Source organism: Vibrio sp. CyArs1, from assembly GCF_022432925.1.
GTDB classification, from domain to species: domain Bacteria; phylum Pseudomonadota; class Gammaproteobacteria; order Enterobacterales; family Vibrionaceae; genus Vibrio; species Vibrio mediterranei.
The window spans coordinates 68,526-93,112 of the sequence record NZ_JAKRBO010000012.1 but is presented as its reverse complement, the minus strand read 5'-3'; the positions used below and the strand labels follow the sequence as shown (position 1 = coordinate 93,112).

General features: G+C 44.6%; 24 protein-coding genes and 2 tRNA genes. 10 read left to right on the top strand and 16 right to left on the bottom strand.

Annotated elements, in window-relative coordinates:
- Positions 1-114 precede the first annotated feature (114 nt).
- From MMA19_RS23750 to lolB, 6 genes are all read right to left on the bottom strand, one after another.
- Positions 115-191, bottom strand: a tRNA-Met gene (locus MMA19_RS23750).
- A gap of 293 nt (positions 192-484) precedes the next feature.
- Positions 485-1,576, bottom strand: coding sequence for a redox-regulated ATPase YchF (ychF, locus tag MMA19_RS23745; protein ID WP_031495560.1), 1,092 nt, complete (start codon positions 1,574-1,576; stop codon positions 485-487).
- Between the two features lie 10 nt (positions 1,577-1,586).
- Positions 1,587-2,177, bottom strand: a complete 591-nt coding sequence (pth, locus tag MMA19_RS23740) for an aminoacyl-tRNA hydrolase (protein ID WP_038229709.1) — start codon at positions 2,175-2,177, stop codon at positions 1,587-1,589.
- Positions 2,178-2,298: 121 nt separating this feature from the next.
- Positions 2,299-3,249: a ribose-phosphate pyrophosphokinase gene (locus MMA19_RS23735; RefSeq protein ID WP_031495558.1), complete on the bottom strand. Its 951-nt coding sequence runs from the start codon at positions 3,247-3,249 to the stop codon at positions 2,299-2,301.
- Between the two features lie 27 nt (positions 3,250-3,276).
- The gene (ispE, locus tag MMA19_RS23730) at positions 3,277-4,149 is read right to left on the bottom strand and encodes a 4-(cytidine 5'-diphospho)-2-C-methyl-D-erythritol kinase (protein ID WP_062462794.1); all 873 of its coding nucleotides are present in this window, start codon (positions 4,147-4,149) and stop codon (positions 3,277-3,279) included.
- Between the two features lie 11 nt (positions 4,150-4,160).
- Positions 4,161-4,781: a lipoprotein insertase outer membrane protein LolB gene (gene lolB, locus MMA19_RS23725; RefSeq protein WP_240207423.1), complete on the bottom strand. Its 621-nt coding sequence runs from the start codon at positions 4,779-4,781 to the stop codon at positions 4,161-4,163.
- A gap of 172 nt (positions 4,782-4,953) precedes the next feature.
- Between lolB and hemA the strand changes: the two genes are divergently transcribed.
- The 8 genes from hemA to ybaK all read left to right on the top strand — a co-directional run bounded on the left by hemA (position 4,954) and on the right by ybaK (position 12,918).
- Complete coding sequence (gene hemA, locus MMA19_RS23720) at positions 4,954-6,213, top strand: glutamyl-tRNA reductase (protein ID WP_038229713.1); 1,260 nt, start codon at positions 4,954-4,956, stop codon at positions 6,211-6,213.
- Between the two features lie 27 nt (positions 6,214-6,240).
- The gene (gene prfA / locus MMA19_RS23715; protein WP_038229716.1) at positions 6,241-7,329 is read left to right on the top strand and encodes a peptide chain release factor 1; all 1,089 of its coding nucleotides are present in this window, start codon (positions 6,241-6,243) and stop codon (positions 7,327-7,329) included.
- A gap of 9 nt (positions 7,330-7,338) precedes the next feature.
- Positions 7,339-8,187, top strand: coding sequence for a peptide chain release factor N(5)-glutamine methyltransferase (gene prmC / locus MMA19_RS23710; RefSeq protein WP_206379142.1), 849 nt, complete (start codon positions 7,339-7,341; stop codon positions 8,185-8,187).
- Positions 8,188-8,220: 33 nt separating this feature from the next.
- A complete protein-coding gene (locus MMA19_RS23705; RefSeq protein WP_006075551.1) occupies positions 8,221-8,604 on the top strand; it encodes a SirB2 family protein in 384 nt (127 codons plus the stop codon).
- A gap of 3 nt (positions 8,605-8,607) precedes the next feature.
- Positions 8,608-9,417, top strand: coding sequence for a SirB1 family protein (locus MMA19_RS23700; protein WP_006075552.1), 810 nt, complete (start codon positions 8,608-8,610; stop codon positions 9,415-9,417).
- A 17-nt stretch (positions 9,418-9,434) separates the two neighbouring features.
- On the top strand, positions 9,435-10,286 hold the full coding sequence (gene kdsA, locus MMA19_RS23695; RefSeq protein ID WP_038229720.1) for a 3-deoxy-8-phosphooctulonate synthase: 852 nt from the start codon (positions 9,435-9,437) through the stop codon (positions 10,284-10,286).
- A gap of 373 nt (positions 10,287-10,659) precedes the next feature.
- Entirely contained in the window at positions 10,660-12,324 is a 1,665-nt protein-coding gene (gene ushA / locus MMA19_RS23690; protein WP_038223381.1) for a bifunctional UDP-sugar hydrolase/5'-nucleotidase UshA, read from the top strand.
- 117 nt (positions 12,325-12,441) lie between these two features.
- The gene (gene ybaK, locus MMA19_RS23685; RefSeq protein ID WP_006075556.1) at positions 12,442-12,918 is read left to right on the top strand and encodes a Cys-tRNA(Pro) deacylase; all 477 of its coding nucleotides are present in this window, start codon (positions 12,442-12,444) and stop codon (positions 12,916-12,918) included.
- A 20-nt stretch (positions 12,919-12,938) separates the two neighbouring features.
- On the opposite strand, the gene rluF is transcribed toward ybaK, so the two are convergent.
- From rluF to MMA19_RS23670, 3 genes are all read right to left on the bottom strand, one after another.
- Positions 12,939-13,967 carry a 23S rRNA pseudouridine(2604) synthase RluF gene (gene rluF / locus MMA19_RS23680; RefSeq protein WP_240207421.1) on the bottom strand — a complete coding sequence of 343 codons (1,029 nt, stop codon included), beginning with the start codon at positions 13,965-13,967 and terminating at the stop codon, positions 12,939-12,941.
- A 76-nt stretch (positions 13,968-14,043) separates the two neighbouring features.
- Entirely contained in the window at positions 14,044-14,625 is a 582-nt protein-coding gene (smrA, locus tag MMA19_RS23675) for a DNA endonuclease SmrA (RefSeq protein ID WP_006075558.1), read from the bottom strand.
- A gap of 139 nt (positions 14,626-14,764) precedes the next feature.
- Positions 14,765-14,905 (bottom strand): DUF3149 domain-containing protein, encoded by a 141-nt coding sequence (locus tag MMA19_RS23670; RefSeq protein ID WP_038229728.1) that lies wholly within the window; start codon positions 14,903-14,905, stop codon positions 14,765-14,767.
- Between the two features lie 255 nt (positions 14,906-15,160).
- On the opposite strand from MMA19_RS23670, the gene MMA19_RS23665 reads away from it, so the two are divergent.
- A tRNA-Pro gene (locus tag MMA19_RS23665) sits at positions 15,161-15,237 on the top strand.
- Between the two features lie 225 nt (positions 15,238-15,462).
- On the opposite strand, the gene MMA19_RS23660 is transcribed toward MMA19_RS23665, so the two are convergent.
- Complete coding sequence (locus MMA19_RS23660; RefSeq protein WP_006074295.1) at positions 15,463-15,870, bottom strand: hypothetical protein; 408 nt, start codon at positions 15,868-15,870, stop codon at positions 15,463-15,465.
- Positions 15,871-16,294: 424 nt separating this feature from the next.
- On the opposite strand from MMA19_RS23660, the gene fdhF reads away from it, so the two are divergent.
- Positions 16,295-20,410: a formate dehydrogenase subunit alpha gene (fdhF, locus tag MMA19_RS23655; protein WP_124940737.1), complete on the top strand. Its 4,116-nt coding sequence runs from the start codon at positions 16,295-16,297 to the stop codon at positions 20,408-20,410.
- Here the strand turns inward: fdhF and flhB are convergent.
- Genes flhB through MMA19_RS23625 form a run of 6 tightly spaced genes read right to left on the bottom strand, consistent with a single transcriptional unit; the run spans position 20,391 to position 24,490 of the window.
- Positions 20,391-21,539: a flagellar biosynthesis protein FlhB gene (flhB, locus tag MMA19_RS23650; protein ID WP_062462695.1), complete on the bottom strand. Its 1,149-nt coding sequence runs from the start codon at positions 21,537-21,539 to the stop codon at positions 20,391-20,393. The genes fdhF and flhB overlap by 20 nt on opposite strands.
- Entirely contained in the window at positions 21,532-22,311 is a 780-nt protein-coding gene (gene fliR, locus MMA19_RS23645) for a flagellar biosynthetic protein FliR (RefSeq protein ID WP_006074298.1), read from the bottom strand. Before fliR ends, flhB begins: the two co-directional genes overlap by 8 nt.
- Before the next feature lie 5 nt (positions 22,312-22,316).
- Positions 22,317-22,586: a flagellar biosynthesis protein FliQ gene (gene fliQ / locus MMA19_RS23640; protein WP_006074299.1), complete on the bottom strand. Its 270-nt coding sequence runs from the start codon at positions 22,584-22,586 to the stop codon at positions 22,317-22,319.
- Positions 22,583-23,320: a flagellar type III secretion system pore protein FliP gene (gene fliP, locus MMA19_RS23635; RefSeq protein ID WP_240207419.1), complete on the bottom strand. Its 738-nt coding sequence runs from the start codon at positions 23,318-23,320 to the stop codon at positions 22,583-22,585. The genes fliQ and fliP overlap by 4 nt, the downstream gene beginning before the upstream one ends.
- Before the next feature lie 26 nt (positions 23,321-23,346).
- Positions 23,347-23,730, bottom strand: coding sequence for a FliM/FliN family flagellar motor switch protein (locus MMA19_RS23630; protein WP_006074301.1), 384 nt, complete (start codon positions 23,728-23,730; stop codon positions 23,347-23,349).
- Entirely contained in the window at positions 23,723-24,490 is a 768-nt protein-coding gene (locus MMA19_RS23625; RefSeq protein WP_006074302.1) for a FliM/FliN family flagellar motor switch protein, read from the bottom strand. The genes MMA19_RS23630 and MMA19_RS23625 overlap by 8 nt, the downstream gene beginning before the upstream one ends.
- Positions 24,491-24,587: the final 97 nt, after the last annotated feature.

The following is a 24,587-nucleotide window of genomic DNA, read 5'->3' as shown; positions in this document are numbered from 1 at the left end:
AGGAGAGACTTGAACTCTCACACCTTGCGGCGCCAGAACCTAAATCTGGTGCGTCTACCAATTCCGCCACTTCCGCATATTTCCTAAATACTCTAAATAAGAGTGCTTAGGAAATGGTGGCTACGACGGGATTCGAACCTGTGACCCCATCATTATGAGTGATGTGCTCTAACCAGCTGAGCTACGTAGCCATTTCCATATTGTTGATTCTCTTCGAAAGTTGCCTTATCGCTGAGAACGGGGCGCATTATGCGTAGTTGAATTTGATGCGTCAACTTTTTTTGCGAAGAAATTTGCGAAAAAGTGCCGTTCGAACTTTTTTTAATCAAACCGCTCTGTTTCTGATCTAAATCTGTTGTTCAATTATCATCGCTCTACCATAAAGTTAATGTGTTTTTACAAAGTGACTGAACAATGGCAGACCTTATAAAACAACAAAAGCCAGCGATTGCTGGCTTTTTAGTCAGTTTAGGTGCTCGGCAACTTATACGTTAAAGCGGAAGTGAATAACATCACCATCTTTAACAATGTATTCTTTCCCTTCTAGACGCCATTTACCCGCATCTTTTGCACCAGATTCACCGTTGTATTGAATGAAGTCGTCATAACCAACAACTTCTGCACGGATGAAGCCTTTTTCGAAGTCTGTATGGATTTTACCTGCAGCTTGAGGCGCAGTTGCACCAACAGGAATAGTCCATGCGCGTACTTCTTTCACACCAGCGGTGAAGTAGGTTTGCAGAGTAAGTAGCTCATAACCAGAACGAATTACACGATTTAGGCCCGGTTCTTCAATGCCCATATCAGCAAGGAACTCTTCACGATCTTCATCATCAAGCTCAGAAAGCTCTGATTCGATAGCTGCACATACGGCTACAACAACGTTGTTTTCTTTCTCTGCGTACTCACGAACAGCGTCTAAATATGGGTTATCTTCAAAACCATCTTCATTAACGTTTGCGATGTACATGGTTGGTTTTAGCGTTAGGAAGTTTAAGTAGCCAATAGCTGCGAGTTCTTCTTTCGCTAGATCAACAGTACGTGCCATACCACCTTCCGTTAGAACTGGAAGTAGTTTTTCAAGTACGGTTAGCTCAAACTTCGCGTCTTTATCGCCACCTTTTGCTTTCTTAGCGTTACGCTGAATTGCGCGCTCACAAGAATCAAGGTCGGCTAGAGCTAGTTCAAGGTTGATCACTTCGATGTCTTCGATTGGTGATACTTTACCTGCTACGTGAACAATGTTTTCGTTCTCAAAACAACGAACAACGTGACCGATCGCGTCAGTTTCACGGATGTTAGCTAGGAATTTGTTACCAAGACCTTCACCTTTTGACGCACCAGCAACTAGGCCTGCGATATCAACGAATTCCATCGTTGTTGGTAAAATTTTCTGTGGATTAACAATTTTCGCTAGTGCATCTAGACGTAGATCTGGCACAGGTACTACGCCTGTGTTTGGCTCGATAGTACAAAACGGGAAGTTAGCCGCTTCGATGCCTGCTTTAGTCAGTGCGTTAAACAGAGTTGATTTACCAACGTTTGGTAGACCAACGATGCCACATTTAAAACCCATGATTGTAACCTTATTCAGCTTTGAAGGTGTGTAAGCGATTTTGTGCTTTTGTTAGTCCATCTTTTAGTAAGATGTCTAAACTACGGACGGATTCGTCAACGACAGCATCAAGGCATTCTTGCTCTTTTGCTGGCGCTTTTCCAAGGACATAACCCGCCACTTTGTCTTTGTGCCCCGGATGACCAATGCCAATCCGAAGACGATAGAATTCTTTGTTGTTGCCCAGCTTGCTAATGGTATCTTTCAAACCATTATGACCACCGTGACCGCCGCCTTTCTTGAACTTTGCAACGCCTGGAGGTAAGTCTAGCTCATCGTGAGCGACCATGATCTCTTCAGGTTTTATCTGGTAGAACTTTGCTAAGGCTGCGATGGCCTTGCCAGATAAGTTCATGAATGTGGTTGGAATTAACAGTCTTAAATCACTGCCGTTCACTAAAATTCTTCCAGTGAGACCGAAGAACTTAGCTTCGTTTTTTAGCGTAACATTGTGGATACGAGCAAGTTCCTCTACCACCCATGCACCTGCATTGTGACGAGTTCTCACATATTCAGGACCTGGGTTAGCAAGGCCTACAAGCAATTTTATCTGCTGAGTCAACGTTAAGATCTCTCTTGAATCTCAAAAGCGCGGTATGATAGCACACTAAATCTGTACAAAAAACGCGAAGACAAAAAAACCACTTCATAAGGAAGTGGTTTTTTCAAATTAGGTGCGAATGTTACTTGCTAGTAAACATTGCTGAGATTGACTCTTCGTTGCTGATGCGACGAATAGCTTCTGCAAGCATGCTAGATAGAGTAAGTTGCGTTACTTTACCTGTTGCAGCCATTTCTTTAGAAAGCGTAATTGAGTCAGTCACGATAACTTGGTCTAGAACCGAGTTTTTGATGTTCTTCGCTGCGTTACCAGAGAATACTGCGTGAGTTGCGTATGCGAATACACGCTTAGCACCACGCTCTTTAAGCGCTTCTGCTGCTTTACATAGCGTACCGCCAGTGTCGATCATGTCATCAACGATAACACAGTCACGACCTTCAACGTCGCCGATTAGGTTCATTACTTCAGAAACGTTAGCACGTGGACGACGCTTATCTACGATCGCGATGTCGATATCACCTAGTGCTTTCGCTGTTGCACGAGCTCGGACAACACCACCAAGGTCTGGAGAAACAACAACAGGATCTTCTAGACCACGGTCAGCCATATCTTCAAGAAGCACTGGAGTACCGAAGATGTTATCTACAGGTACATCGAAGAAGCCTTGAATTTGCTCTGCGTGTAGGTCGATAGTAAGAACGCGGTCAACACCAACGTTAGACAGGAAGTCTGCAACAACTTTTGCAGTGATTGGCACACGAGCAGAGCGTACACGACGGTCTTGACGAGCATAACCAAAGTAAGGAATAACAGCAGTAATACGGCCTGCTGAAGCGCGGCGCATTGCATCAATCATTACCACTAACTCCATTAGGTTGTCGTTAGTTGGCGCACATGTTGACTGAATGATGAATACATCGCTACCACGAACGTTTTCATTGATTTGAACAGCGACTTCGCCATCAGAGAAACGGTCAACAGTAGCATCTCCTAGAGAGATGTATAGACGATCAGCAATACGTTGGGCTAGTTCAGGTGTAGCGTTACCAGCAAATAGCTTCATATCAGGCACGGTGGAAACCTCAGGGTTGCGTCCAGTTTAAACAGATTGTAATAGGGCTAATTCATACTTAGCCAAAGTCTCTAGTAAAGGAGAGCGATTGCATCCTTTTGCTACAAAAGCGGAGACATTGTCAGGAAGCATTTCAAGGACTTTTTCTGCCTCTTCCTCGTTGTTAAATTCAGAAAATACGCAAGATCCAGTCCCCGTCAATCTTGACGGCGCGTATTGTAGCAGCCATGAAAGTTGGTTATCAACCTCTGGATACAGCATTCGGACAATTTTTTCGCAATCGTTTACGTAAGGTGAGTCCAAAAGCATTGATAATGCTCGCTTTGGCGTGTTTCTGGTTAAATCAGGATGTGTGAATATATCGACGGTAGCAATACTAACTTCAGGTTTAATAACTAGGTAATACTGTTCTTTAGGGGTAGCTTCAGACAGTTTTTCGCCGACACCTTCAGCGAAAGCTGCGAAGCCGCGAACGAACACAGGCACATCAGCACCTAATGCCAAACCTATTTCCGCTAGCTCATCCGTTGTCAGTCGGGTTTGCCAAAGAAAGTTCAATGCTACTAGTGCGGTAGCCGCATTGGATGAACCACCACCAATCCCGCCACCCATGGGAAGAATCTTGTTAAGCTCTATATGAGCACCATAAGTACAGTTAGCTCTGTTTTGAAGCGCCGATGCTGCTTTCCAGATTAGGTTGTCTTCGGTGGCGACACCATCAATATCTGGGGATAGAGTAATTTGACCACTGGTATTTGCGGTAATAGTCAATTCATCGCATAAATCAATGAATTGAAACAAGGTTTGCAATTCATGGTAGCCATTAGGTTGACGACCAGTGATGTATAAAAATAGGTTGAGTTTAGCAGGGCTAGGCCATGAAGTAGTGTCGGTGATCATTTTATGCTGGGTCACTGTTTTACTGTCCATTTTGAAACGACAAGATTGAGTTTGGTATCACCTTGCACTAATTGCATCCTAGTCGGCATGGGCAATGAGTTCTCTGTCCCTTCAAGTGAAAAGCTGCGGTACTCATTGTAATCAAGGTTCCACGTTTTGTTGGCAATACGTTTTTGTAAACTGCCGACGGTATTAAATTGGTTTAGCTTATAGGTATCGGCAGTCGCCGGTAGGCCAACCAGCCAATCGCTCAATTGTTCGATTGGGATATCGAGCCCGGTTAATTGCTCAATGAGCGCATTCACATCTTTCCCTGACAATTTTTGTCCATCATACGTTTCGATAAAAGAACCGTTTGGTGTTGAAGTAAGATTAAACACGGTTTGACCAAGAAAGGTAGTCAGACGGACTTGGGTGAAATTATCGGAATGACTCCAATGAAAGTTGAGAGTTTGGCGCTGGTCTGGGGAAATATAACCGAGTTTGCCATTGGCCGTATATTGAGTAAGAGACTCAAGCTCGGTTTTATGTGCTTGCCATTCAACACTTTCTGGCTCTGGAGGCAAACTACTGCACCCAAACAGAAATAATGCCGCAAAAAAATAAAAAAGACGTCGATGGAGTTTGTACATAGGAAACAACTTACGTGATGGTTTATTGTGCAAATTCAATACAATATTGAGAGACTATAGCATCAATCCCACAAACTCAGGAAAACATATTGGTAAGAGACTTTCAATAAATGGTGCCATCAAGTAAAATTCTGGCCTATTTGTCAAATCTGTATCAGAGAATTCGCGTTACATGTCATTGCTTGCTATTGGTATAAACCACAATACGGCGTCAGTGGATCTGAGGGAGAAGGTGGCGTTTCCACCTGAAAAACTCAACAGAGCACTGAATGAGCTAAGAGAAAATACCAAAGTTAATGGCTCTGTGATTCTGTCAACGTGTAACCGCACCGAAATTTACTGTGATACTGGTGATTCCAACAAATCACAATTAATAGACTGGCTTGTTCGTTTTCACGATGTAGCAGCAGAAGAGTTGAAGCCTTCTCTGTATGTTTATGAAGAACAAGCGGCAATAAAACATCTGATGCGCGTTTCATGCGGCTTAGATTCACTCGTCCTTGGCGAACCACAAATACTTGGGCAAGTAAAGCAAGCCTACAGTGATGCCCGTGAGCATCAATCTGTAGAAGGTGGCATTGAGAAACTCTTTCAAAAGACGTTCTCTGTTGCTAAGCGAGTGCGTACTGAAACCGAAATTGGTGGTAGTGCCGTTTCTGTCGCTTACGCGGCTTGTACCCTAGCTCGACAAATCTTCGAATCAATTGCTGACTCAACTGTGCTTTTAGTTGGTGCAGGCGAAACCATTGAACTGGTGGCCAAGCACTTGGAAGGTCACGGTTGCAAGAACATGATTGTGGCTAACCGAACCAAAGAGCGAGCGGAAATATTAGCGAATCAGTTTGGCGCACAAGTTATTGCACTTAATGAAATACCTGATGTACTACCTAAAGCGGATATTGTCATTAGCTCAACTGCGAGCCCGCTGCCTATTATAGGCAAAGGGATGGTTGAATCAGCGATAAAACAACGTCGCTATCAACCTATGCTGCTTATCGACATCGCCGTCCCACGAGATATTGAATCGCAAGTGGGCGAGTTGAGTGACGCGTATCTATATACGGTTGATGATTTGCAATCTATCGTCGATAGCAATATTGAGCAACGTAAAGTCGAAGCGATTCAAGCAGAAGCGATTGTGAGTGAAGAAAGTGCGCAATTCATGACGTGGATGCGTTCACTGCAAGCGGTTGATAGCATCAGACAATACCGAAAACACGCAAACGACACCCGACAAGATATACTGTCAAAAAGTTTACAAGCGTTAGCAGCAGGGGGAGACCCTGAGAAAGTTCTGCTTGAGCTGAGTAATAAATTAACAAACAAGCTTATTCATGCGCCGACAAAAGCGCTACAAGATGCCGCTGAGCAGGGAGATCCTGCTAAACTGATGGTCATCCGACAAAGTTTGGGTTTAGACCAAACTAAATAAGCCTTACCCTGAGAAAAGACTGCAATTATGAAAGCCTCCATTTTAGTTAAATTGGAAACTCTTGTTGAACGATATGAAGAAGTTCAGCATCTACTTGGCGATCCAGAGATCATTGGAGACCAAGACAAATTCCGCGCTCTTTCAAGAGAGTACTCGCAACTTGAAGAAGTGACCAAGTGTTTCCAAGCCTATCAGCAAGCGCAAGAAGATCTTGAAGCGGCTGAAGATATGGCAAACGAAGATGACGCAGAAATGCGTGAAATGGCACAAGAAGAAATTAAAGAAGCGAAAGCGACTATTGAGCGCCTAGCGGATGAGCTACAGGTACTTCTTCTACCTAAAGACCCAAACGATGAGCGTAACTGTTTCTTAGAAATCCGCGCTGGTGCAGGTGGTGATGAAGCAGGTATTTTCGCAGGTGACTTATTCCGTATGTACAGCAAATACGCGGAGAAGAAAGGCTGGCGTATCGAAGTGATGAGCTCAAATGAATCAGAGCAAGGTGGCTATAAAGAAATGATCGCTAAAGTATCTGGTGATGGTGCTTATGGCGTGCTTAAGTTTGAATCTGGCGGCCACCGTGTTCAACGAGTTCCAGCAACAGAATCTCAAGGTCGTGTTCACACTTCAGCATGTACTGTTGCGGTTATGGCTGAAATTCCTGAAGCAGAGATCCCAGAGATCAAAGCGGCTGATCTTAAAATCGATACGTTCCGTGCATCAGGCGCGGGTGGTCAGCACGTTAACACTACTGACTCAGCTATTCGTATTACTCACTTACCAACAGGGACTGTGGTTGAGTGTCAAGACGAGCGTTCTCAACATAAGAACAAAGCGAAAGCGATGTCTGTTCTTGCCGCGCGTATTATTGCCGCAGAAGAAGCAAAGCGTGCCGCTGAAGTGTCAGATACCCGTCGTAACCTATTGGGTTCAGGCGATCGTAGTGACCGTATTCGTACTTATAACTACCCACAAGGTCGTGTATCAGACCATCGCATCAACTTGACGTTATATCGTCTGTCTGAGGTCATGGAAGGTGACTTGCAGTCTCTTGTTGATCCGGTACTGCAAGAACACCAAGCTGACCAACTTGCGGCTCTAGCGGAGCACAACTAATCCATGTCATTGGATATGTCTATTGAAGCGGTGCTCAAACGAGCATCGCTTATTCTTTCTGGGTCTGGTAGCGAATCACCTTCATTAGATGCGGCGGTCCTGCTGTGTCATGTTCTGGAAAAACCACGTAGTTATCTACTTACTTGGCCTGAAAAAGCATTAACGTCTAATGAAGCAGAGCAGTTCGAGGCGCTGTTAAATCGTCGTATCGCAGGCGAACCCGTGGCGTATATTCTTGGTGAACGAGAGTTTTGGTCGCTACCTTTAAATGTCGCTCCAAGCACGCTTATCCCAAGACCTGATACAGAACGCTTAGTTGAGCTCGCACTTGATAAGGCTCTCGTGAATGATGGTGATATTTTAGACTTAGGTACGGGTACCGGAGCAATCGCGTTGGCACTGGCTTCAGAACTGAAAACACGCTCAGTAATGGGAGTCGATTTTCAAACGGAAGCGGTAGAGCTCGCTCGAAGCAACGCGACAAAACTCAATATTACCAATTGTCAGTTTGCGCAGGGAAGTTGGTTCGAACCTGTCGATCTTGTGCACAAATTTAGCGTAATTGTTTCCAATCCCCCTTACATTGACGAAAATGATCCCCATCTATCTCAAGGTGATGTTCGATTTGAACCATCAACGGCATTAGTCGCTGAGAATAATGGGCTGGCGGATATTGAGACCATCACGGCTAAAGCGCCCACTCATTTGCTTGAGGGCGGCTGGCTGTTGTTTGAGCATGGCTTTGAGCAAGGGCAAGCTGTAAGAGAAATCTTGGTAAACAATGGCTTTTGTCATGTAGTCACTGAACAAGATTACGCCGGCAATGATCGTGTGACTCTTGGGCAATGGAACCCATAACAGAAATACAATAAAGAAAAAGAGAGAAGCAGCATGTATGAAGGATTAAAGCATTTTCACTTGATGACCATCGCCATATCAGTGGTGTTGCTATCAGTACGATTTGGCTTACTGGTCGCTAACTCCCCGAAGGTGAATCATCCGTTTTTGAAGCGCTTCCCTCACATTAATGATTCACTACTGTTGCTATCAGGCTTTGGTTTGATTGCAATCACAGGTTTTGTCCCATTTACGGCTGCAGCGCCGTGGATGACCGAAAAAGTCACCTGCATTATGGCTTATTTTGCGTTGGCGTTTTTCACGATTAAATTAGCAAAGAACAACTTATTAAGAACATGTGCGTTTTTAGGCGCATTGGGATGGTTAATGATGGCAGCTAAGATTGCCATGCTGAAAACGCCATTCCTTATGGGGTAAGCAATGATTGAACTGTTTGACGAAGATTTTGATGCTATTGAGTTGGTTGAAGGAGCACTGATCTTAAACAAAGCGGTGGATCCAAATACTCAAGATCATTGGGCAGAGTTAGAGCTAGCTCGTTTATTGGAAGAAGCTGAGCAGCAATTGTTCCATTTGCGCGATGATAAGCAGCGCCTAGACTCGCTGTTAAGACTGTTTTACACCGAGTGGCAGTTTAGTGGGGACCATGATGCGTATTTTTCCTCTGAAAATGCGTTTATCGATAAAGTCCTTGAGCGACGCAAAGGCATACCGGTTAGTCTAGGAGCTATCTTGCTTTACTTAGGGAGAAAGCTCGGTCTTCCATTAGAAGCTGTAACATTCCCAACGCAGTTTTTGATTAAAGTCTGTTGGCCAAATGAAGCACCAAGCTACATCAACCCTTACGATGGGGAATATGTTAGCAAGAAGCGTCTACATGCTTGGCTAATTGGCAACGATGGTCCGTTGGTGAAGTTAGAGGCAAAACATTTAGCGACAGTTGATAACCCAACGGTAATTGGTCGCTGGCTAGCTTTACTTAAAAGCGCACTATTGCGAGAAGAGAAGTACACGCTTGCATTGCAATGTACCGATCTGGCTTTGACTTTTGTTCCCGATGACCCTTATGAGATTCGGGATAGAGGCTATATTTATCAACAACTGGATTGTCATCAAATCGCGGCAACTGATTTTCAGTATTTCATCGATCAGTGCCCAGATGATCCGGCAATAGAATTACTGAAAACGCAGGTTTCGGCGATCAGTCGCTCACCTGTCACTCTTCACTAAATATTGAGATAACAAACATGGAAATGAAAACGGTACACGTAGGTGATATCCCGGTAGCAAATGATAAGCCGTTCACGCTTTTTGCTGGAATGAATGTGCTGGAATCACGTGACTTAGCGATGCAAATCTGTGAGCACTATGTGAAGGTGACAGAAAAGCTAGGTATTCCATACGTATTTAAAGCGTCGTTTGATAAAGCGAACCGTAGCTCAGTGCATTCTTATCGTGGTCCTGGCCTTGAAGAAGGCATGAAGATTTTCCAAGAGCTAAAAGACACCTTTGGCGTGAAAATCATTACGGATGTTCATACAGAAGAGCAAGCACAGCCTGTTGCCGACGTGGTAGATGTTATTCAGCTACCTGCCTTCTTAGCTCGTCAGACTGACCTTGTTGAAGCGATGGCAAAAACAAATGCGGTTATCAACGTTAAGAAGCCTCAGTTTATGAGCCCAGGACAAGTAGGTAACATTGTTGATAAGTTCGCTGAGTGTGGTAACGATAAAATCATTCTTTGTGAACGTGGCTCATGTCATGGTTACGATAACCTTGTGGTCGACATGCTTGGCTTTGGCGTGATGAAAAAAGCTTCTAACGGTAGCCCAATCATTTTCGATGTGACGCACTCACTACAAATGCGTGATCCATCGGGTGCGGCATCTGGTGGTCGTCGTGAACAAACGGTCGAGCTTGCAAAAGCGGGACTTGCGACGGGAATTGCGGGTCTATTTATCGAAGCGCACCCGAATCCAGATAAAGCACTATGTGATGGTCCGTCAGCACTGCCTCTAGATAAGCTAGAACCATTCTTAGCGCAAATGAAAGCGTTGGATGATCTTATCAAAGGTCTTGAGCACATCGACATTAAATAAACGTGCTTATTTCTGATATAGAAGCCAGTCATTTAGACTGGTTTCTTTTTTATGTTCACTAAATATGTTGAGCAATCGTTTCTTCTCAGAATTACAACCTCGTAACAGCTGAATCCCTCGCCATACCTCAGGGCTTTAATTAACCTTATGTAGAATCACAAATTTATTCTGATGAGTTTATAACCTGATACTCAGCAACTTGTGACATAGATTACATAAAAGTGAAATGAGAATGTTATGTTCGTAGGGTTAATTTAAACTATCGCATATTTTGTCGATGTTTCTCTTTGTGTCTATTCGTTACAAATCGGCAAATGTGTGGCGTTTATACAACGCTATAGGCAGTGGATCCCCAAAATTCAAAGGTATGAAAATGAAAAAAAGCCTTATGTTTAAGTCCGTACTAAGTGCGGCTATCATCGCGTCACTAGCAGGATGCGCAACCCAACCAGAGCAAGAATGGAATGCTGATGAGACTTATAAGCTCACTATTCTTCATACTAACGATCACCACGGTCGCTTCTGGGAAAACAAATATGGTGAGTACGGTATGGCAGCGCGTAAGACGCTGATTGACCAAATTCGTGCTGACGTTGAAGCGGATGGTGGCAGCGTACTGCTTCTATCTGGCGGTGATATCAACACTGGGGTTCCAGAGTCTGATTTACAAGATGCTGAGCCTGATTTTAAAGGTATGAGCATGATTGGTTACGATGCTATGGCACTTGGTAACCATGAATTCGACAACCCGCTAGAAGTGCTATTTAAGCAAAAAGAGTGGGCTAATTTCCCAATGCTGTCTGCAAACATTTATGACAAGAAAACAGGTGAACGCCTGTTTGATGCATACCACATTTTCAACAAGCAGGGCATTAAGATCGCTGTTATTGGTCTAACAACGGAAGACACTGCGAAGATCGGTAACCCTGAATACATCGGTGGTATCGAGTTCCGCGATCCGAAAGTAGAAGCAAAGAAACTGATCGCTGAGCTAAAAGAGACAGAGAAACCTGATCTAATTTTCGCAGTTACCCACATGGGCCACTACGAAAATGGTAAGCGTGGTGTAAACGCCCCAGGTGATGTTGCGCTTGCTCGTTACCTTGATGAAGGCGACTTAGACATGATTGTGGGTGGTCACTCACAAGAGCCGGTTTGTATGGAAGGTCCTAACGTCGTTAAGAAGAACTTCAAGCCAAGTGATGAATGTAAGCCTGACATCCAAAACGGAACTTGGATTGTGCAAGCGTACGAGTGGGGTAAGTACGTTGGCCGTGCCGACTATGAATTCAAAAATGGTGAGCTAGATATGGTCAGCTATGACCTTATCCCTGTAAACCTTAAGAAGAAAGTTAAGATCGATGGCAAGAAGCAACGTGTTCTTGTTGAAGATGAAATCAAGAAAGATGCAGAAATGGTGGCATTCTTAACGCCATTCCAGGAAAAAGGCCAAGAGCAACTAGGTGCGAAAATTGCTGAAACGAACGGCAAGCTAGAGGGTGACCGTAATGTTGTTCGCTTCCAGCAAACTAACCTAGGTCGTCTAATTGGTACGGCTCACATGGAACGTGCTAAAGCTGACTTTGCCGTCATGAACTCTGGTGGTGTACGTGACTCTATCGCTGAAGGTGATGTGACTTACAAAGATGTACTTATCGTACAGCCATTTGGCAACATTATTACTTACACCGATATGACAGGTGCTGAAGTTGTCGATTACTTGAACGTAGTAGCAACGAAACCTGTAGATTCTGGTGCTTATGCTCAATTCGCTGGCATTTCAATGACAGTGGGTAAAGATGCAGTATCGAATGTTGTTATCAATGGTAAGCCTCTAGACCCTAAAGCAACATACCGTTTCACTGTACCAAGCTTTAACGCAGCTGGTGGTGACGGTTATCCGAAGCTTACAGGTCACCCTGGTCACGTAAACACTGGTTTTGTGGATGCGGAAGTACTTAAAGAGTACCTAGAAGCAAACAGCCCAATCGATGTGAATAAGTATCAGCCTAAAGGCGAAATCATCTATAAGAACTAGACTTTTATTCCGGTTTAGTAGATAAAATAGAGCGGCGCCATTCGGCGCCGCTTTTCTATATTGACGACTCTAATCTCAAGAGTCGACGTTAACGGTAGCGACTACCAAGGATACGTTATGACACCGGCTATTAACCTTGCCAAAAAGAAAAAAATCACTCATACCGTTCATCAATATGACCATGACCCAAGGCATGAAAGTTATGGTTTAGAGGCGGTAGAAGCGTTAGGACAAGATCCTGAATCCGTATTTAAAACTCTACTGTTCGCCATCAATGGAGAACCGAAAAACCTCGCTGTAGCGGTGATACCTGTTGAAGAAAAGCTAAACCTAAAACTCGCAGCAAAGGCGGCTGGTGGGAAAAAAGCAGAGATGGCAGATAAAGATATCGCACAAAAAACCACGGGTTATGTGTTGGGGGGCATCAGCCCTCTTGGTCAAAAGAAGTTGTTACCGACCTTTATTCATATCTCAGCGGAAGCGAGAGTGCAAATGTGCGTCAGTGCTGGAAAAAGAGGTTTGGAGATTGAGTTAGCACCGAGTGATTTGGCGATGCTAACGCGAGCGAAGTTTGTCAATTTATGTGAGGCCTAAGCAGGCCTCATTTACACTGACTATTTCTTGAGAGATAGGGTACCGCCAACGCGCGTTCTCGGCTTACTTGGCTTAGATGAATCTGGTTTAGCAGCGGCCGGTTTACGGTTTTGCGTCTTACCGTGGTGATTACGAGCCTTATCTGAACGTCCTTGCTCTTGCTTGTGACGTTTGTTTTTATTCGGGCTACGACGAAACTCATCTGCACCGTGTCCTGAGAAGGTTTTCATTTTTTCACGCTTTGCTTCTGCTCGAGCGTCATGCAGCTTAGCATCGGTAGCCTTAGTGATATGACGACCTTTAGCATCTTTGCGTGATGCTTCTTCCGTACTCACTGAACCTTCACAAAGGCGGTGAATCTCAGCCACTTCCTGATCAGTTAAGTAGCGCCATTTGCCATTGGGAATTCCATCAATAGAGATGTTCATAATGCGGACTCGGCGAAGTTTTAACACTTCGAAACCCAGTGCTTCACACATACGGCGAATTTGACGGTTTAACCCTTGAGTTAGGGTAATACGGAAAGAAAATTTGGTTTCCTGCTCGACACGACAAGGCAGAGTTACTGTGTCCAGAATCGCAACACCTGAGCCCATCTTTTTCAAGAAATCACGAGTTACAGGTTTGTCGACACGTACTACATACTCTTTCTCGTGATTGTTACCCGCACGGAGAATCTTGTTAACGATGTCGCCATCGTTAGTCAAAAAGATAAGACCATCGGACGGTTTATCTAGTCGACCAATTGGGAAGATACGTTTGTGATGGCCAACGAAATCAACGATGTTGCCCGGAACATCACGTTCGGTTGTACATGTGATACCCGTTGGTTTGTTCAACGCAATATAGACTGGTTTCTCTTTGCTGCGAACTGGTTTACCGTCGATTTCAACATTGTCTCCTGACAACACTTTGGTTCCCATCTCAGGAATTTTGCCATTAATAGTGACACGTTGTTGTTCGATCAACTTGTCAGCTTCACGACGAGAACAAAAGCCAGTTTCACTAATGTATTTGTTAAGGCGTTTTCCTTCAGCAGCGTTAGGCATGCGCAGTATTCACTCTATATTGGTCAGACACAAAATTAAGGTCGCGTATTTTATACTCAACTGAGCGGTAAGTCACTTAACTCGTACGTTTTTGATGACGCTCTCGATTCTCAAGCTTCTTTTCTTGGCTCTTTCTTAGCATAACGTAGACCGCACCACTTCCTCCATGGAACCGCTGCGCACTATGAACGCACTGAACATCTTTTATTTGAGTTAGCCAATGTGCAAGATAACTCTTCATTAATGCTGGTGGGTTAGAGCGTTCGCCGCGCCCATGTACAATAAGCACAGTGCGGATGTCCATACGCATACACTGTTGCAGAAACTTCACCACTTCATCGCGTGCTTCTTTAAGCGTTCTCCGGTGTAAGTCGAGTTTTGCTTGCAGCGGATACTTACCCAGTCTCAGTTTGCGGTAAACACCTTCCTGCATGCCATCACGCTTAAACTCAATTAAGTCGTCTGGTTTGATCATCGGAGCGTAATCAATTGAAAGGTACTCAGGGTCTTGCTCAGAAAGCCAGAGTGCTGCTTCTCGCTTGGCCAAATGCGCGTCAGACACTTGGTGGGTCTTTTTAAGTTCAACGGTGTCGCTGTGAATCGGCTTCACATCGCCCATCATCTGTTGGAATAGATCCAGATCATCGTCTTGAGACATAACTTCATCTCGGATAAGCCATTTTAACTGGAGTATATACGAATATTAGCAATAGGTGAGAGCAATAAAAAACCGGAGTGAACAGGCGATCCACTCCGGTGCATAGCGGTTTTCTATTCGAAATAGAAGCTAAGCGATTCTAGTGAGGAGATTTGTCATTCATTACTTTGTAGATGAAGAAACCACCGTAAAACAGCATCAAGCCCAGCGCTGCAAAGATAACTAGCATTGAAGATAAGCCCACTGCATTACCAAATAGGAGATCAAGCCAAAAGTCCATGTTTCCTCCAAAGTATTGACGACAGGGATAAGTTAACTTTTGGTGTTAAAATGAACACTGATCTGGATCAATTGTACTTTGAGTGTTAATAACCTGTATGTCACTGTGTGTATTTGGTCACATTTTTCGTGCTTCTGGCGATATGATGAGCAATCAAACTCAAATGCAAAGAAAGTTGTTATAAAAGCCTTGCTTCAAATGAATTTATCATTAATATACGCATCCGTTGTTGAGCAAAACTCAAGACAACAATCTCGGTGAATAGCGCAGCTTGGTAGCGCATCTGGTTTGGGACCAGAGGGTCGGGGGTTCGAATCCCTCTTCACCGACCACTTTCAAAAAGCCTCGCTTTCAAAGCGGGGCTTTTTACTTTCTAAGCATAATTTTAGTAGTGGAGAAGAACCCATGCGGGTCAGGGGCTGGATGGCCAGTCCCATCGAATCCCTCTTCACCGACCATTTTTCAAAAAGCCTCGCTTTCATAGCGGGGCTTTTTACTTTCAAAAGAACCTCGCTTTTTAGCGAGGTTTTTTGCATTTCTGAGTATCAAAAACTTCTTTAAGCTAATCTAGCTTTGCTGCCGAGTTTTGCTACGACGCCTTCCAAGCCCAGCACGGCAAAGATAATAGCGAAGAACGCGACAACGCCACCAAATGCACCTGTAAAGGCTACATGCTGACCGAACAGCATAGCGATAATGCCCATGGCGAGAAACTTCGAGCCCACTAAGATAATGTAAGACGAAATACCACGTTTTAGCTTTGGTAGAGTTTTGTGCTTAAGAAAGTACGACGCCATAACTTTTTCAAGCGAGATAGCACCTTTAAGCATGCCGGTTAACACCACCGATGCGTATACTGCCACTTCAAGGCTTGCGATGAACACCCAGTCCCAAGAAGCATTGAGTACTAGCATTACGACAGTAGTGATAATAGAGCTGATGGCGATATCTTTAAGTACTTTCATTTTGAATCCTCGTTATGATTTCTGCTGACCTGATTAAGGTATCAATCACTGCGATTCACTATTTACCATTTTACGCCAATGAGAATTACACTCACTTAAAGTAGGGATGTTTGACCTTAATTATACTGTGGGTATAATTAAGGTAGTTTCGCTCCTAATTTAAATCCCCTTGAAGGGGGACTCCCTGAGAGCACCAAGATTTCTCATTTTAGATTTGTTCTACCACTGTGACACGGATCATTAGAGCAGAGATTGACTGATGGTTTGTCGTACTTATTACAAGGTTTTGTGTCTACGAGGTTTTTCAGTCGCTAGATAGCGTCAATAAACTGCGTGTTACCTTTCTTACACGGCGATAACGTCGTGTGCTTTCGAGTGCGAGTTCAGTGGAGTTTTTTCATCGATCTGAAAGAGATAGCTCTATATGAATGTAATTATCAACGGTCAAACGTATCTTCTGCGCGAAAACAAGAGCATCCTAGATGTCGCAAAAGATATTCAAGTTGATGTCCCTTCTCTTTGCTCCATCAGTAAGCACGACGACAAGCAGTCATGTGACCTTTGTGTCGTTGAAGTGGTGGGGAAAGGTATTGTTAAGGCGTGTGAGACAAAAATCCAAGATGGCATGACCATCGTTACTCAGTCCGCTCAAATTAACAACCTTAGAAGACAGGCACTCAATAAAATATTTGCGGATCACAATGCCGACTGTGAAGCACCTTGCAAAGTCGCATGTCCTGCACATGTCGATATTCAAACCTACCTACACCATATCGCACAAGGCGATCATCACGAAGCCGTAAAAATCATCAAAGACACGCTACCTATGCCGATTTCCATTGGTCGTGTGTGTCCTGCTTTTTGTGAACATGAATGTCGTCGTACCTTGGTTGACGAACCGCTCGCAATTCGCCAGCTTAAACGTCACGCCGCAGATATTGATTTATCGCTAGCCGAGCAATTTGAGCCGCCGAAACTCCCTTACAACGGCCACCGAGTCGCCATTGTTGGTGCAGGGCCAGGTGGATTGGCATGTGGTTATTACCTTAGCTACCAAGGTTTTGCTGTCGACATTTTTGAATCTATGCCAGAGGCTGGTGGCTGGCTTCGCTATGGCATTCCAGAGTACCGTTTGCCGAAAGATATTCTGGATAAAGAAATTGAGCTGATGTGCCGTGGTGGGATGAGAATCCATACCAATACACTTCTTGGTAAAGATATTGCTCTTGATGAGCTGACAGACAACTATGAAGCGGTCTGCCTTGCTGTTGGAGCAACCAAAGCGGTCAATATGCCGTATCCGGGCTCTGACTTAGAGGGCTGTGTACTTGGTGTTGATTTCCTAAAAGACCATATGACGGACAAAACCTTCACCATTGGCAAGAAGGTGGCCGTGATCGGTGGTGGTAATACCGCGATTGATTGTGCACGAACTGCCATTCGCGAAGGTGCGGAGACGACCATTATTTATCGTCGCACTCGAAATGAAATGCCAGCCGAACTGCATGAAATTGAAGCGGCAGAGCTAGAAGGGGTTAAGTTTAAGTTTTTGACCAATCCCAAATGCAATCTTGCCGATTCACAGGGGCGTGTTGAGCATATCGAGTTAGAGATAATGGAGTTGGGAGAGCCTGATAGTTCTGGTCGCCGCCGCCCTGTCTCTACCGGTAAAACTGAGACTGTCGCTTTTGATACTGTAATCTCCGCGCTATCGCAAAAACCGGACGTCGAGTTTCTTAAATCCGCCAAACATCCTTTGCCTTTGACCGATTGGGGTACTGCGTCTTCTGACGGTGATTCGATGCACCATGGATACAATGTATACAGTATTGGTGATTTCAGACGTGGACCAGCGACTGCCATTGAAGCTATCGCTGATGGCAAGAAGGCTGCCGATGCTATTGAGCGTTACATTCTTCAAGGCCACTTTAAACCTGAACCTAGAGCGTTTAATAGTCACAAAGCAGAGCGTTTGAGCGAAGTTCGCCAAACAGAATATCTGCAAGAAAAAGCCAAAGCGCGAGCTAAAGCTGAGCAGTTGTCAGTAGAAGCCTGCCAAACAACTTATCAAGAAGTTGAACTGGGTATGTCGGATGAGAAGGCCATTGCCGAGGCTGCGCGCTGTTTAGAATGTGGCTGCCAAGCAAACACTCAATGTGACCTTCGCGATTACGCCACTGAGTACAAAGTGGATTATCGAGAGATAAACATTAACCAGCGCAAAATGTTCCCAGTGGACAAAACCAGCGAGTTTATTGTTTTCGATGCAAACCGTTGTATTAGTTGTGGCTCGTGTGTTCATGCGTGTCAGACCGAATCGGTTCACGGTATTTTAAACTTTTCAGAAACGTCACATCGTCCTTCTTTTCCTAACGGTGCCACTATGGGCGATAGTAACTGCGTTCAATGTGGTGCGTGTGTTCAGGTGTGTCCAACGGGAGCGCTGTCTGATAAGCGAGATAAATCTCACGGTCGAATCGAGATGCTGACACCGGTGAAAACTATCTGTACTTATTGTGGGGTAGGTTGTCGTGTTGAGCTATACGTGGATGCGGCGAACAACAAAATTCGTTACGTCAAAGGGGATAAAACGTCTCCAGTAAACCAAGGCATGTTGTGTGTGAAAGGCCGCTTTGGCTTTGATTTCATCCAAAGTGAAGAGCGACTTTCTACGCCACTGATTAGAAAAGCAGGCGAATTGGTGCCTGCCTCTTGGGATGAAACCGTGCAGTACGTCGCTGATAAGCTGAGTAAAATTAAGTCTATGTATGGCAGTGACAGCTTGGCTGGTTTCTCATCGGCAAAAACCACTAATGAAGATAACTACGCATTCCAAAAACTGTTCCGTCGTGAAATTGGCACCAACAATATCGACCACTGTGCGCGGTTGTGTCACTCCTCGACAGTAACAGGTTTGGAAGCAGCGTTTGGTAGTGGCGCGATGACCAACGATATTCCAAGTATCAAACACTCGGACGTTATCTTTATTATTGGTTCAGACACCAGTGCTGCTCACCCAATCATTGCTTCTCATATCAAACAAGCAGTCGCGGACGGGGCAACCTTGATTGTGGCCGATCCAAAACGTATCGATATGGTCGATCATGCCAAATTGTATGTTCGTCACCGTCCAGGTACAGACGTTATGTTACTTAACTCAATCATGCATGTGATTGATAAAAATAGCTGGCAAGATGATGCCTATATTGAAGAGCGCACCGAAGGTTATAGCGACTTGCTTGAAGAGATTCGTAAAGAGTCTTACTCACCGGCTAATGCTGCGTTGGTGACCGGTGTGGCTGCGTTCGATATCGAGCGATTGGCAGAGCTCATTGGCACGGCAAAAGTCACGTCAGTGTTCTACTCGATGGGAATCACGCAGCACACGACAGGTCACGACAACGTGCGCTCGATAGCCAATCTACAAATGCTTTGTGGTAACGTCGGAGTTGAAGGTGGCGGCATTAACCCTCTACGTGGTCAATCAAACGTTCAAGGCTCATGTGATATGGGGGCTCTACCAACGGATTATCCAGGCTATCAGAAGGTCACTAATCCAGAGGTTCAGGCCAAATTCGCCAAGGCTTGGAATAGTGAGACCTTACCGACAGAGAAAGGTAAAACGCTGACGGAAATCATTGATGGTGCCTGTGATGGTGACATTAAGGCGTTGTATGTCATGGGCGAGAACCCTGTGCTTAGTGACCCAGACCAAGCTCACGCCGTTCATGGATTGAAGTCGCTCGATTTCTTAGTGGTTCAGGACATATTCCTAACGGAAACCGCACAACTCGCGGATGTGGTTCTGCCGTCTTACTCGTTTGCAGAGAAGGCTGGACACTTTACCAATACAGAACGACGAGTTCAGCGTTTAGTGCCTGCGGTTCAAGCTCCGGGTGAAGCGAAAGAAGACTGGCGCATTATTCAAGAAATCGCCAATGCTATGGGCAGTGATTGGGCTTACCAAACGGTTCAGGATATTACTGAGGAAATCGCCGATGTAACACCGCAATATCATGGTATTCGTTGGCAGTCGATAGGTGGTAATGGTCTGCAATGGCCGTGTAATGAGGTTAAGCCATTTGGTACGCGCATCATGCACAAAGACCAGTTCGTTCGCGGTAAAGGGGCGATGAAAGCTATTCCATTCGAATATGCCGCAGAGCTCCCTGATGACGAATACCCGTTAATATTGACGACGGGGCGTCTTCTAGAACAGTTCCACACTGGTACCATGACTCGTAAAACTAAAGGGTTAGACAATCTTGCGGGACCACGCATTATGGTGAGTGTGGAAGAAGCAGAGCGATTAGGTATTACTAATGGTGAGACCGTGAAACTGGTGTCACGTCGTGGTGAAATTAGTGCGCCTGCTTTTGTCACTAAGCGAATGCAACAAGGTGTGGTATTTGTGCCGTTCCACTTTGCCGAGTCTGCGGCGAACAAGCTAACCAATACCGCTACGGATCCTTACGCCAAAATACCTGAGTTTAAAGTGTCGGCTGTCAGACTAGAGACGGTTACTCAGCCGGTTCATTAGGATCAGACCAAACCTTAGGGATATCGAAACGAGGCAAGCCATTTGGCTTGCTTCTTTGTCCTTGGCGCCATGCTTTCAGTTGGTTAACGTAGGTAAGAATGTGAGCGATGGCCACAAACAATTGATTAGGCACCATTTGGTCAACTTGGGTCGTATTGTAAATAGCTCGAGTAAGCTCAGCACTTTCCACCACTTCAACACTGTGTTTCGCTGCCAATTCACGAATGTATACCGCCACTTCATCTTTGCCTTTCGCAACAACAAAAGGTGCTTCGGCCTGAGTCAAATCATAAATCAAGGCGACGGCATATTGCGTAGGGTTAGTGAGTACCACATTGGCTTTTGGCACTCTTTCATTGGCACCTCGTTTGGCATTTTGAGTTTGGATTTGTCGGATTCGCGCCTTCACTTCTGGGCGTCCCTCTTGCTCCTTATGCTCATCTTTTACCTCTTGTTTAGTCATCTTCATTTGCTTAGTAAATTCATGACGCTGATAGGGGAAGTCAAAAAGGCCAAATATCAGAACAATAAGCAGCAAGTAACCAAGGTACTCTATGGTAATCGTAGCGACAGTGAACACCACAGTATCAAAGTGGGCACTTACCAGGTTAGTGATGACGGAGATATAGCTGGAAATCACCCAGTACAACAAACTGAAAAACAGCGTTACCTTAAACACATTTTTAAACAGCTCCACCACAGACTGTGTTGAGAAAATACGCTTTATCCCTTTTATAGGACTGATTTTTTCAAGCTTGGGCGTTAGTAGTGAAGGGCTGAAAATCCACCCTCCCAATAAAGTAGAGCCAAATATGGCGGCGATAATTTGGTAAATCAATAGCGGAAAAAACAACATCACCATGGAAAAAAGGGCGGTGCCTAACAGTTCGACCGAAGTCATCCAATGGCTGATGGTTTGAGTATCGAATTGAAAACTGACTAAGAACAGCTCAATAAATGTTTGCTTAATCATATCGATATTCAGGACGTAATAGGCCACCACGCTGATAAGGGTGATAGAAGAGACAAACTCTTTGGCACGCGGAACTTGTCCCTCTCTGCGAGCTTTGGAGAGTTTATGTTGGCTGGGCTGTTCACTTTTATCGCCCGAATCTTGATGCTCAGACATTAGGTAGCCTCAACATGTAATGCAGGTGTTGGTTAAGCTCCAGAACTAAATCAAAGTAGTGATCGCCAATACCCGTTAAGGATGCCATTAACGCAAATAAGCCCAGTAACATGGTCATTGGAAAACCAAGTGCGAACACGTTTAGGGAAGGGGCCGCTTTATTCATCAGACCAAAAGTGATGTTACTAAGCAGCATCACCACTATCGCGGGCACTGCCACTAGCAAACCTGTCGCAAACATCCACGACACCATTTTGAGTACATAATCGATACTGCTGAAGGGGAAAGTGGAGTCAAGCGGCCAATAGGTAAAGCTCTCTTTGAACACCAACAGCACCACCAAATGCGCATCAAGGGATAGGAACAGTAGCATTGAGGTGATAAACATAATCCGTCCAATAATGGCGATACTGATGCCATTAGCTGGATCATTCATCACCGCCATCGCTAGTCCCATCTGCATCGAAATAGCTTGTCCTGCAATAGAAAAAATAGTGAAGAAGATCATAACGGCGAAGCCAACGAGGAAACCAAAAATTAACTGATACAGAGAAAACAATAGGGTATCGATACTAAATGGATTAAAGGGTGGCACTTCGTGGACCAGCGGAGCCAGCAGTAACGAAAAGATAAAAGCAAACAGTAGCTTAACTCTTACAGGAATCGCGTTGTCACCAAAGAAAGGCGCAATAAGAAATAGGCCCGTTAAACGGACAAAGGGCCACCATAAAATACCAAGCCATTGAGTGATTTCAGTAAATGTAAGCTGCATCACGATTACCCAACTTTGGTCGGAATCGCATCAAAGATAAACAGAAATAGGTCACTGATTTCCTGTAGTAGCCAATGCCCCGCCAAAATGATGGACAGTAAGGTCACTAGAAGTCTTGGAAGAAAACTCAGCGTCTGCTCGTTGACTTGGGTAACCGCTTGGAAGATGGCTACCACTAAGCCGACGATAAGGCTGGGTACAATTAGTACAGAGACCATCAGGATGATGACCCATATGGCTTGACTGACAAGCGTAACGGCTTCTTCTGGACTCATCCGCTAATCCAAAAACTATTGGCAAGGCTACCCATCAGCAAACCCCACCCGTCAACGATGACAAATACTAAGAGCTTAAAGGGTAAGGAAACAATGAGTGGCGAAAGCATCATCATACCCATGGACATCAGTACAGATGCGACAACGAGATCGATCACTAAAAACGGCAGAAACAGCATGAAACCAATCTGAAACGCCACCTTTAACTCACTCAGCAAATAAGCGGGTAGTAATATTAAGAAAGGGATTTCTTCATCAGTGGCGAGGGTTTTCTCTCCGGCTATTTTCGTCACTTGCTCGAGCGCTTTGCGTTGGGTTTGGTCCAGCATATAACGGCGCAGTGGTTTTTCTGCCGAGGCTAAGGCCTCCATTAGAGTGATATCGTCGGTGGAATAAGGAACATAAGCCGTGTCGTATATCTTGGTCCAGACAGGCCGCATAATCAGCAAAGTAAAGATCAGGGCAATACCAATCAAAACCTGATTAGGAGGCGTTTGTTGTAATCCTAAGGCTTGGCGTAATATCGCTAATACGATAATGATCCTTGTGAAACTGGTGCACATGATGACAAACGCTGGCACAAAACTCAGCATCGTCATCAATATCAGAATTTGCAGCTTAACGCTGTATTCAGTCCCTTCTGATGTGTTGGTTTCACTCAATATAGTCAGCCCCTCTGCTTGCGTAGGAGAGAACCAAAAAGTAAGCACCATCAGTAAAATTCGTATTGGCATTGTCGTCCTTGAGCTCGCCCAAACAGCTACTTGCTAGGTTTTTTTATAATGCTCAACAACCTAACGCCATATTGACCATTCTTTGAGACGATTTCGCCAGTACCAAATGCAGTACCATTGATTTTTATATCTACCGGGTCACCCTCGTGTTTCTCTAACATGACTACGCTGCCGGCTTTCAAATTGAGCAGCTCGTCTAAGATTAACGTTTTACGAGCAACTTCTACCGTGATGTCGACAGGAATGCTTTTCAGTAGGGATACATTGCTGACATCACTTTGCTCAGCTTCGAATTCAATATCGTCTGCAAGGTCATCCAAATCCAAATCGTCGAGATCTGGCAATTCTTCGTGTAAGTTGAGGTCGCTCATCGAATTGTCAATGGGCGGAGTTTGTTTATCGCTAGCCATCGATTTCTACTCCTAACTCAGAGTTAATAGATTGAAGTTTGCCAAAAAAAGTTGGGTGCCCATTTACTTTGACCGTCAAGTTTTTACATAAGGTCATGGGCATAAAATCACCGGGTTGCAGTTTGGACAACTCGTGCAGCGTGCACTGTCCGTGGAGCATTACACACCCCAATTCAACCGGCTGATATCGCAAATTGTTTAGGATTTCCTCTCTATCGAAAGTTTCGTTACTTTCCATCACGTCGCGTAGCTTCTTAACATATCTATCATCCAACATAAAAGTGATGTCGATTTGTTGCTCATCGAAGCTGAAAGTGATGGTAGTACCAATGTCTGAAGGCTGATGATCTGTATGTTCAACCGCGTAATGGCTTGCATCAGCAGTAAGAATGTTAGTGATCGCCATAGTGAGCTTTTGAAACAGTCTTAAGTGAGTTTGAGTGAGTGTTGTATCACTACTACTTCTCTTCGATTTTCGGGTAGGTGATGGTGTGTTTAGGTGCTTGTATAGCAGAATATCGGCAGCTTGTGGCTCGATAAAGAAAAAAACATGACCGAAGTCTTCGATGTTTAGCACTGTTTTGATGCTGTTTTTAGGTGGTTTGTGCGCCTCTGAAAAACTGGCTTTAACGTGTCGACAAGAGAAGTTAAATTTAAAAATATCAACAACTTCATTAGAGAAATGCCCGGCGTGTTTAAGCAGGAATTTACGCATCTTAATACTCGGGTTACCGAATTCAGTTAACGAACATTCTTTCATGTCAAGTCCCAATAATTACTATTTGTGAGCGTTCTCAAATTTGACACGCTAATTATTCCTAACTATAGGTTATAGCATTCTCATTTCAACTTGGGTT

What these genes read in the sequence shown, in the direction of transcription:
- prfA (WP_038229716.1), top strand. Translation starts at nt 6,241, where the DNA reads ATGAAAGCCTCCATTTTAGTTAAATTGGAAACTCTTGTTGAACGATAT.
- MMA19_RS23670 (WP_038229728.1), bottom strand. Translation starts at nt 14,905, where the DNA reads ATGGACTTTTGGCTTGATCTCCTATTTGGTAATGCAGTGGGCTTATCT.
- fliP (WP_240207419.1), bottom strand. Translation starts at nt 23,320, where the DNA reads ATGCCAATACGAATTTTACTGATGGTGCTTACTTTTTGGTTCTCTCCT.
- ybaK (WP_006075556.1), top strand. Translation starts at nt 12,442, where the DNA reads ATGACACCGGCTATTAACCTTGCCAAAAAGAAAAAAATCACTCATACC.
- MMA19_RS23625 (WP_006074302.1), bottom strand. Translation starts at nt 24,490, where the DNA reads ATGAAAGAATGTTCGTTAACTGAATTCGGTAACCCGAGTATTAAGATG.
- fliQ (WP_006074299.1), bottom strand. Translation starts at nt 22,586, where the DNA reads ATGAGTCCAGAAGAAGCCGTTACGCTTGTCAGTCAAGCCATATGGGTC.
- MMA19_RS23660 (WP_006074295.1), bottom strand. Translation starts at nt 15,870, where the DNA reads ATGAAAGTACTTAAAGATATCGCCATCAGCTCTATTATCACTACTGTC.
- flhB (WP_062462695.1), bottom strand. Translation starts at nt 21,539, where the DNA reads ATGTCTGAGCATCAAGATTCGGGCGATAAAAGTGAACAGCCCAGCCAA.
- ispE (WP_062462794.1), bottom strand. Translation starts at nt 4,149, where the DNA reads ATGATCACCGACACTACTTCATGGCCTAGCCCTGCTAAACTCAACCTA.
- kdsA (WP_038229720.1), top strand. Translation starts at nt 9,435, where the DNA reads ATGGAAATGAAAACGGTACACGTAGGTGATATCCCGGTAGCAAATGAT.
- rluF (WP_240207421.1), bottom strand. Translation starts at nt 13,967, where the DNA reads ATGCCTAACGCTGCTGAAGGAAAACGCCTTAACAAATACATTAGTGAA.
- MMA19_RS23705 (WP_006075551.1), top strand. Translation starts at nt 8,221, where the DNA reads ATGTATGAAGGATTAAAGCATTTTCACTTGATGACCATCGCCATATCA.
- hemA (WP_038229713.1), top strand. Translation starts at nt 4,954, where the DNA reads ATGTCATTGCTTGCTATTGGTATAAACCACAATACGGCGTCAGTGGAT.
- fliR (WP_006074298.1), bottom strand. Translation starts at nt 22,311, where the DNA reads ATGCAGCTTACATTTACTGAAATCACTCAATGGCTTGGTATTTTATGG.
- ushA (WP_038223381.1), top strand. Translation starts at nt 10,660, where the DNA reads ATGAAAAAAAGCCTTATGTTTAAGTCCGTACTAAGTGCGGCTATCATC.
- MMA19_RS23700 (WP_006075552.1), top strand. Translation starts at nt 8,608, where the DNA reads ATGATTGAACTGTTTGACGAAGATTTTGATGCTATTGAGTTGGTTGAA.
- smrA (WP_006075558.1), bottom strand. Translation starts at nt 14,625, where the DNA reads ATGTCTCAAGACGATGATCTGGATCTATTCCAACAGATGATGGGCGAT.
- ychF (WP_031495560.1), bottom strand. Translation starts at nt 1,576, where the DNA reads ATGGGTTTTAAATGTGGCATCGTTGGTCTACCAAACGTTGGTAAATCA.
- MMA19_RS23630 (WP_006074301.1), bottom strand. Translation starts at nt 23,730, where the DNA reads ATGGCTAGCGATAAACAAACTCCGCCCATTGACAATTCGATGAGCGAC.
- fdhF (WP_124940737.1), top strand. Translation starts at nt 16,295, where the DNA reads ATGAATGTAATTATCAACGGTCAAACGTATCTTCTGCGCGAAAACAAG.
- lolB (WP_240207423.1), bottom strand. Translation starts at nt 4,781, where the DNA reads ATGTACAAACTCCATCGACGTCTTTTTTATTTTTTTGCGGCATTATTT.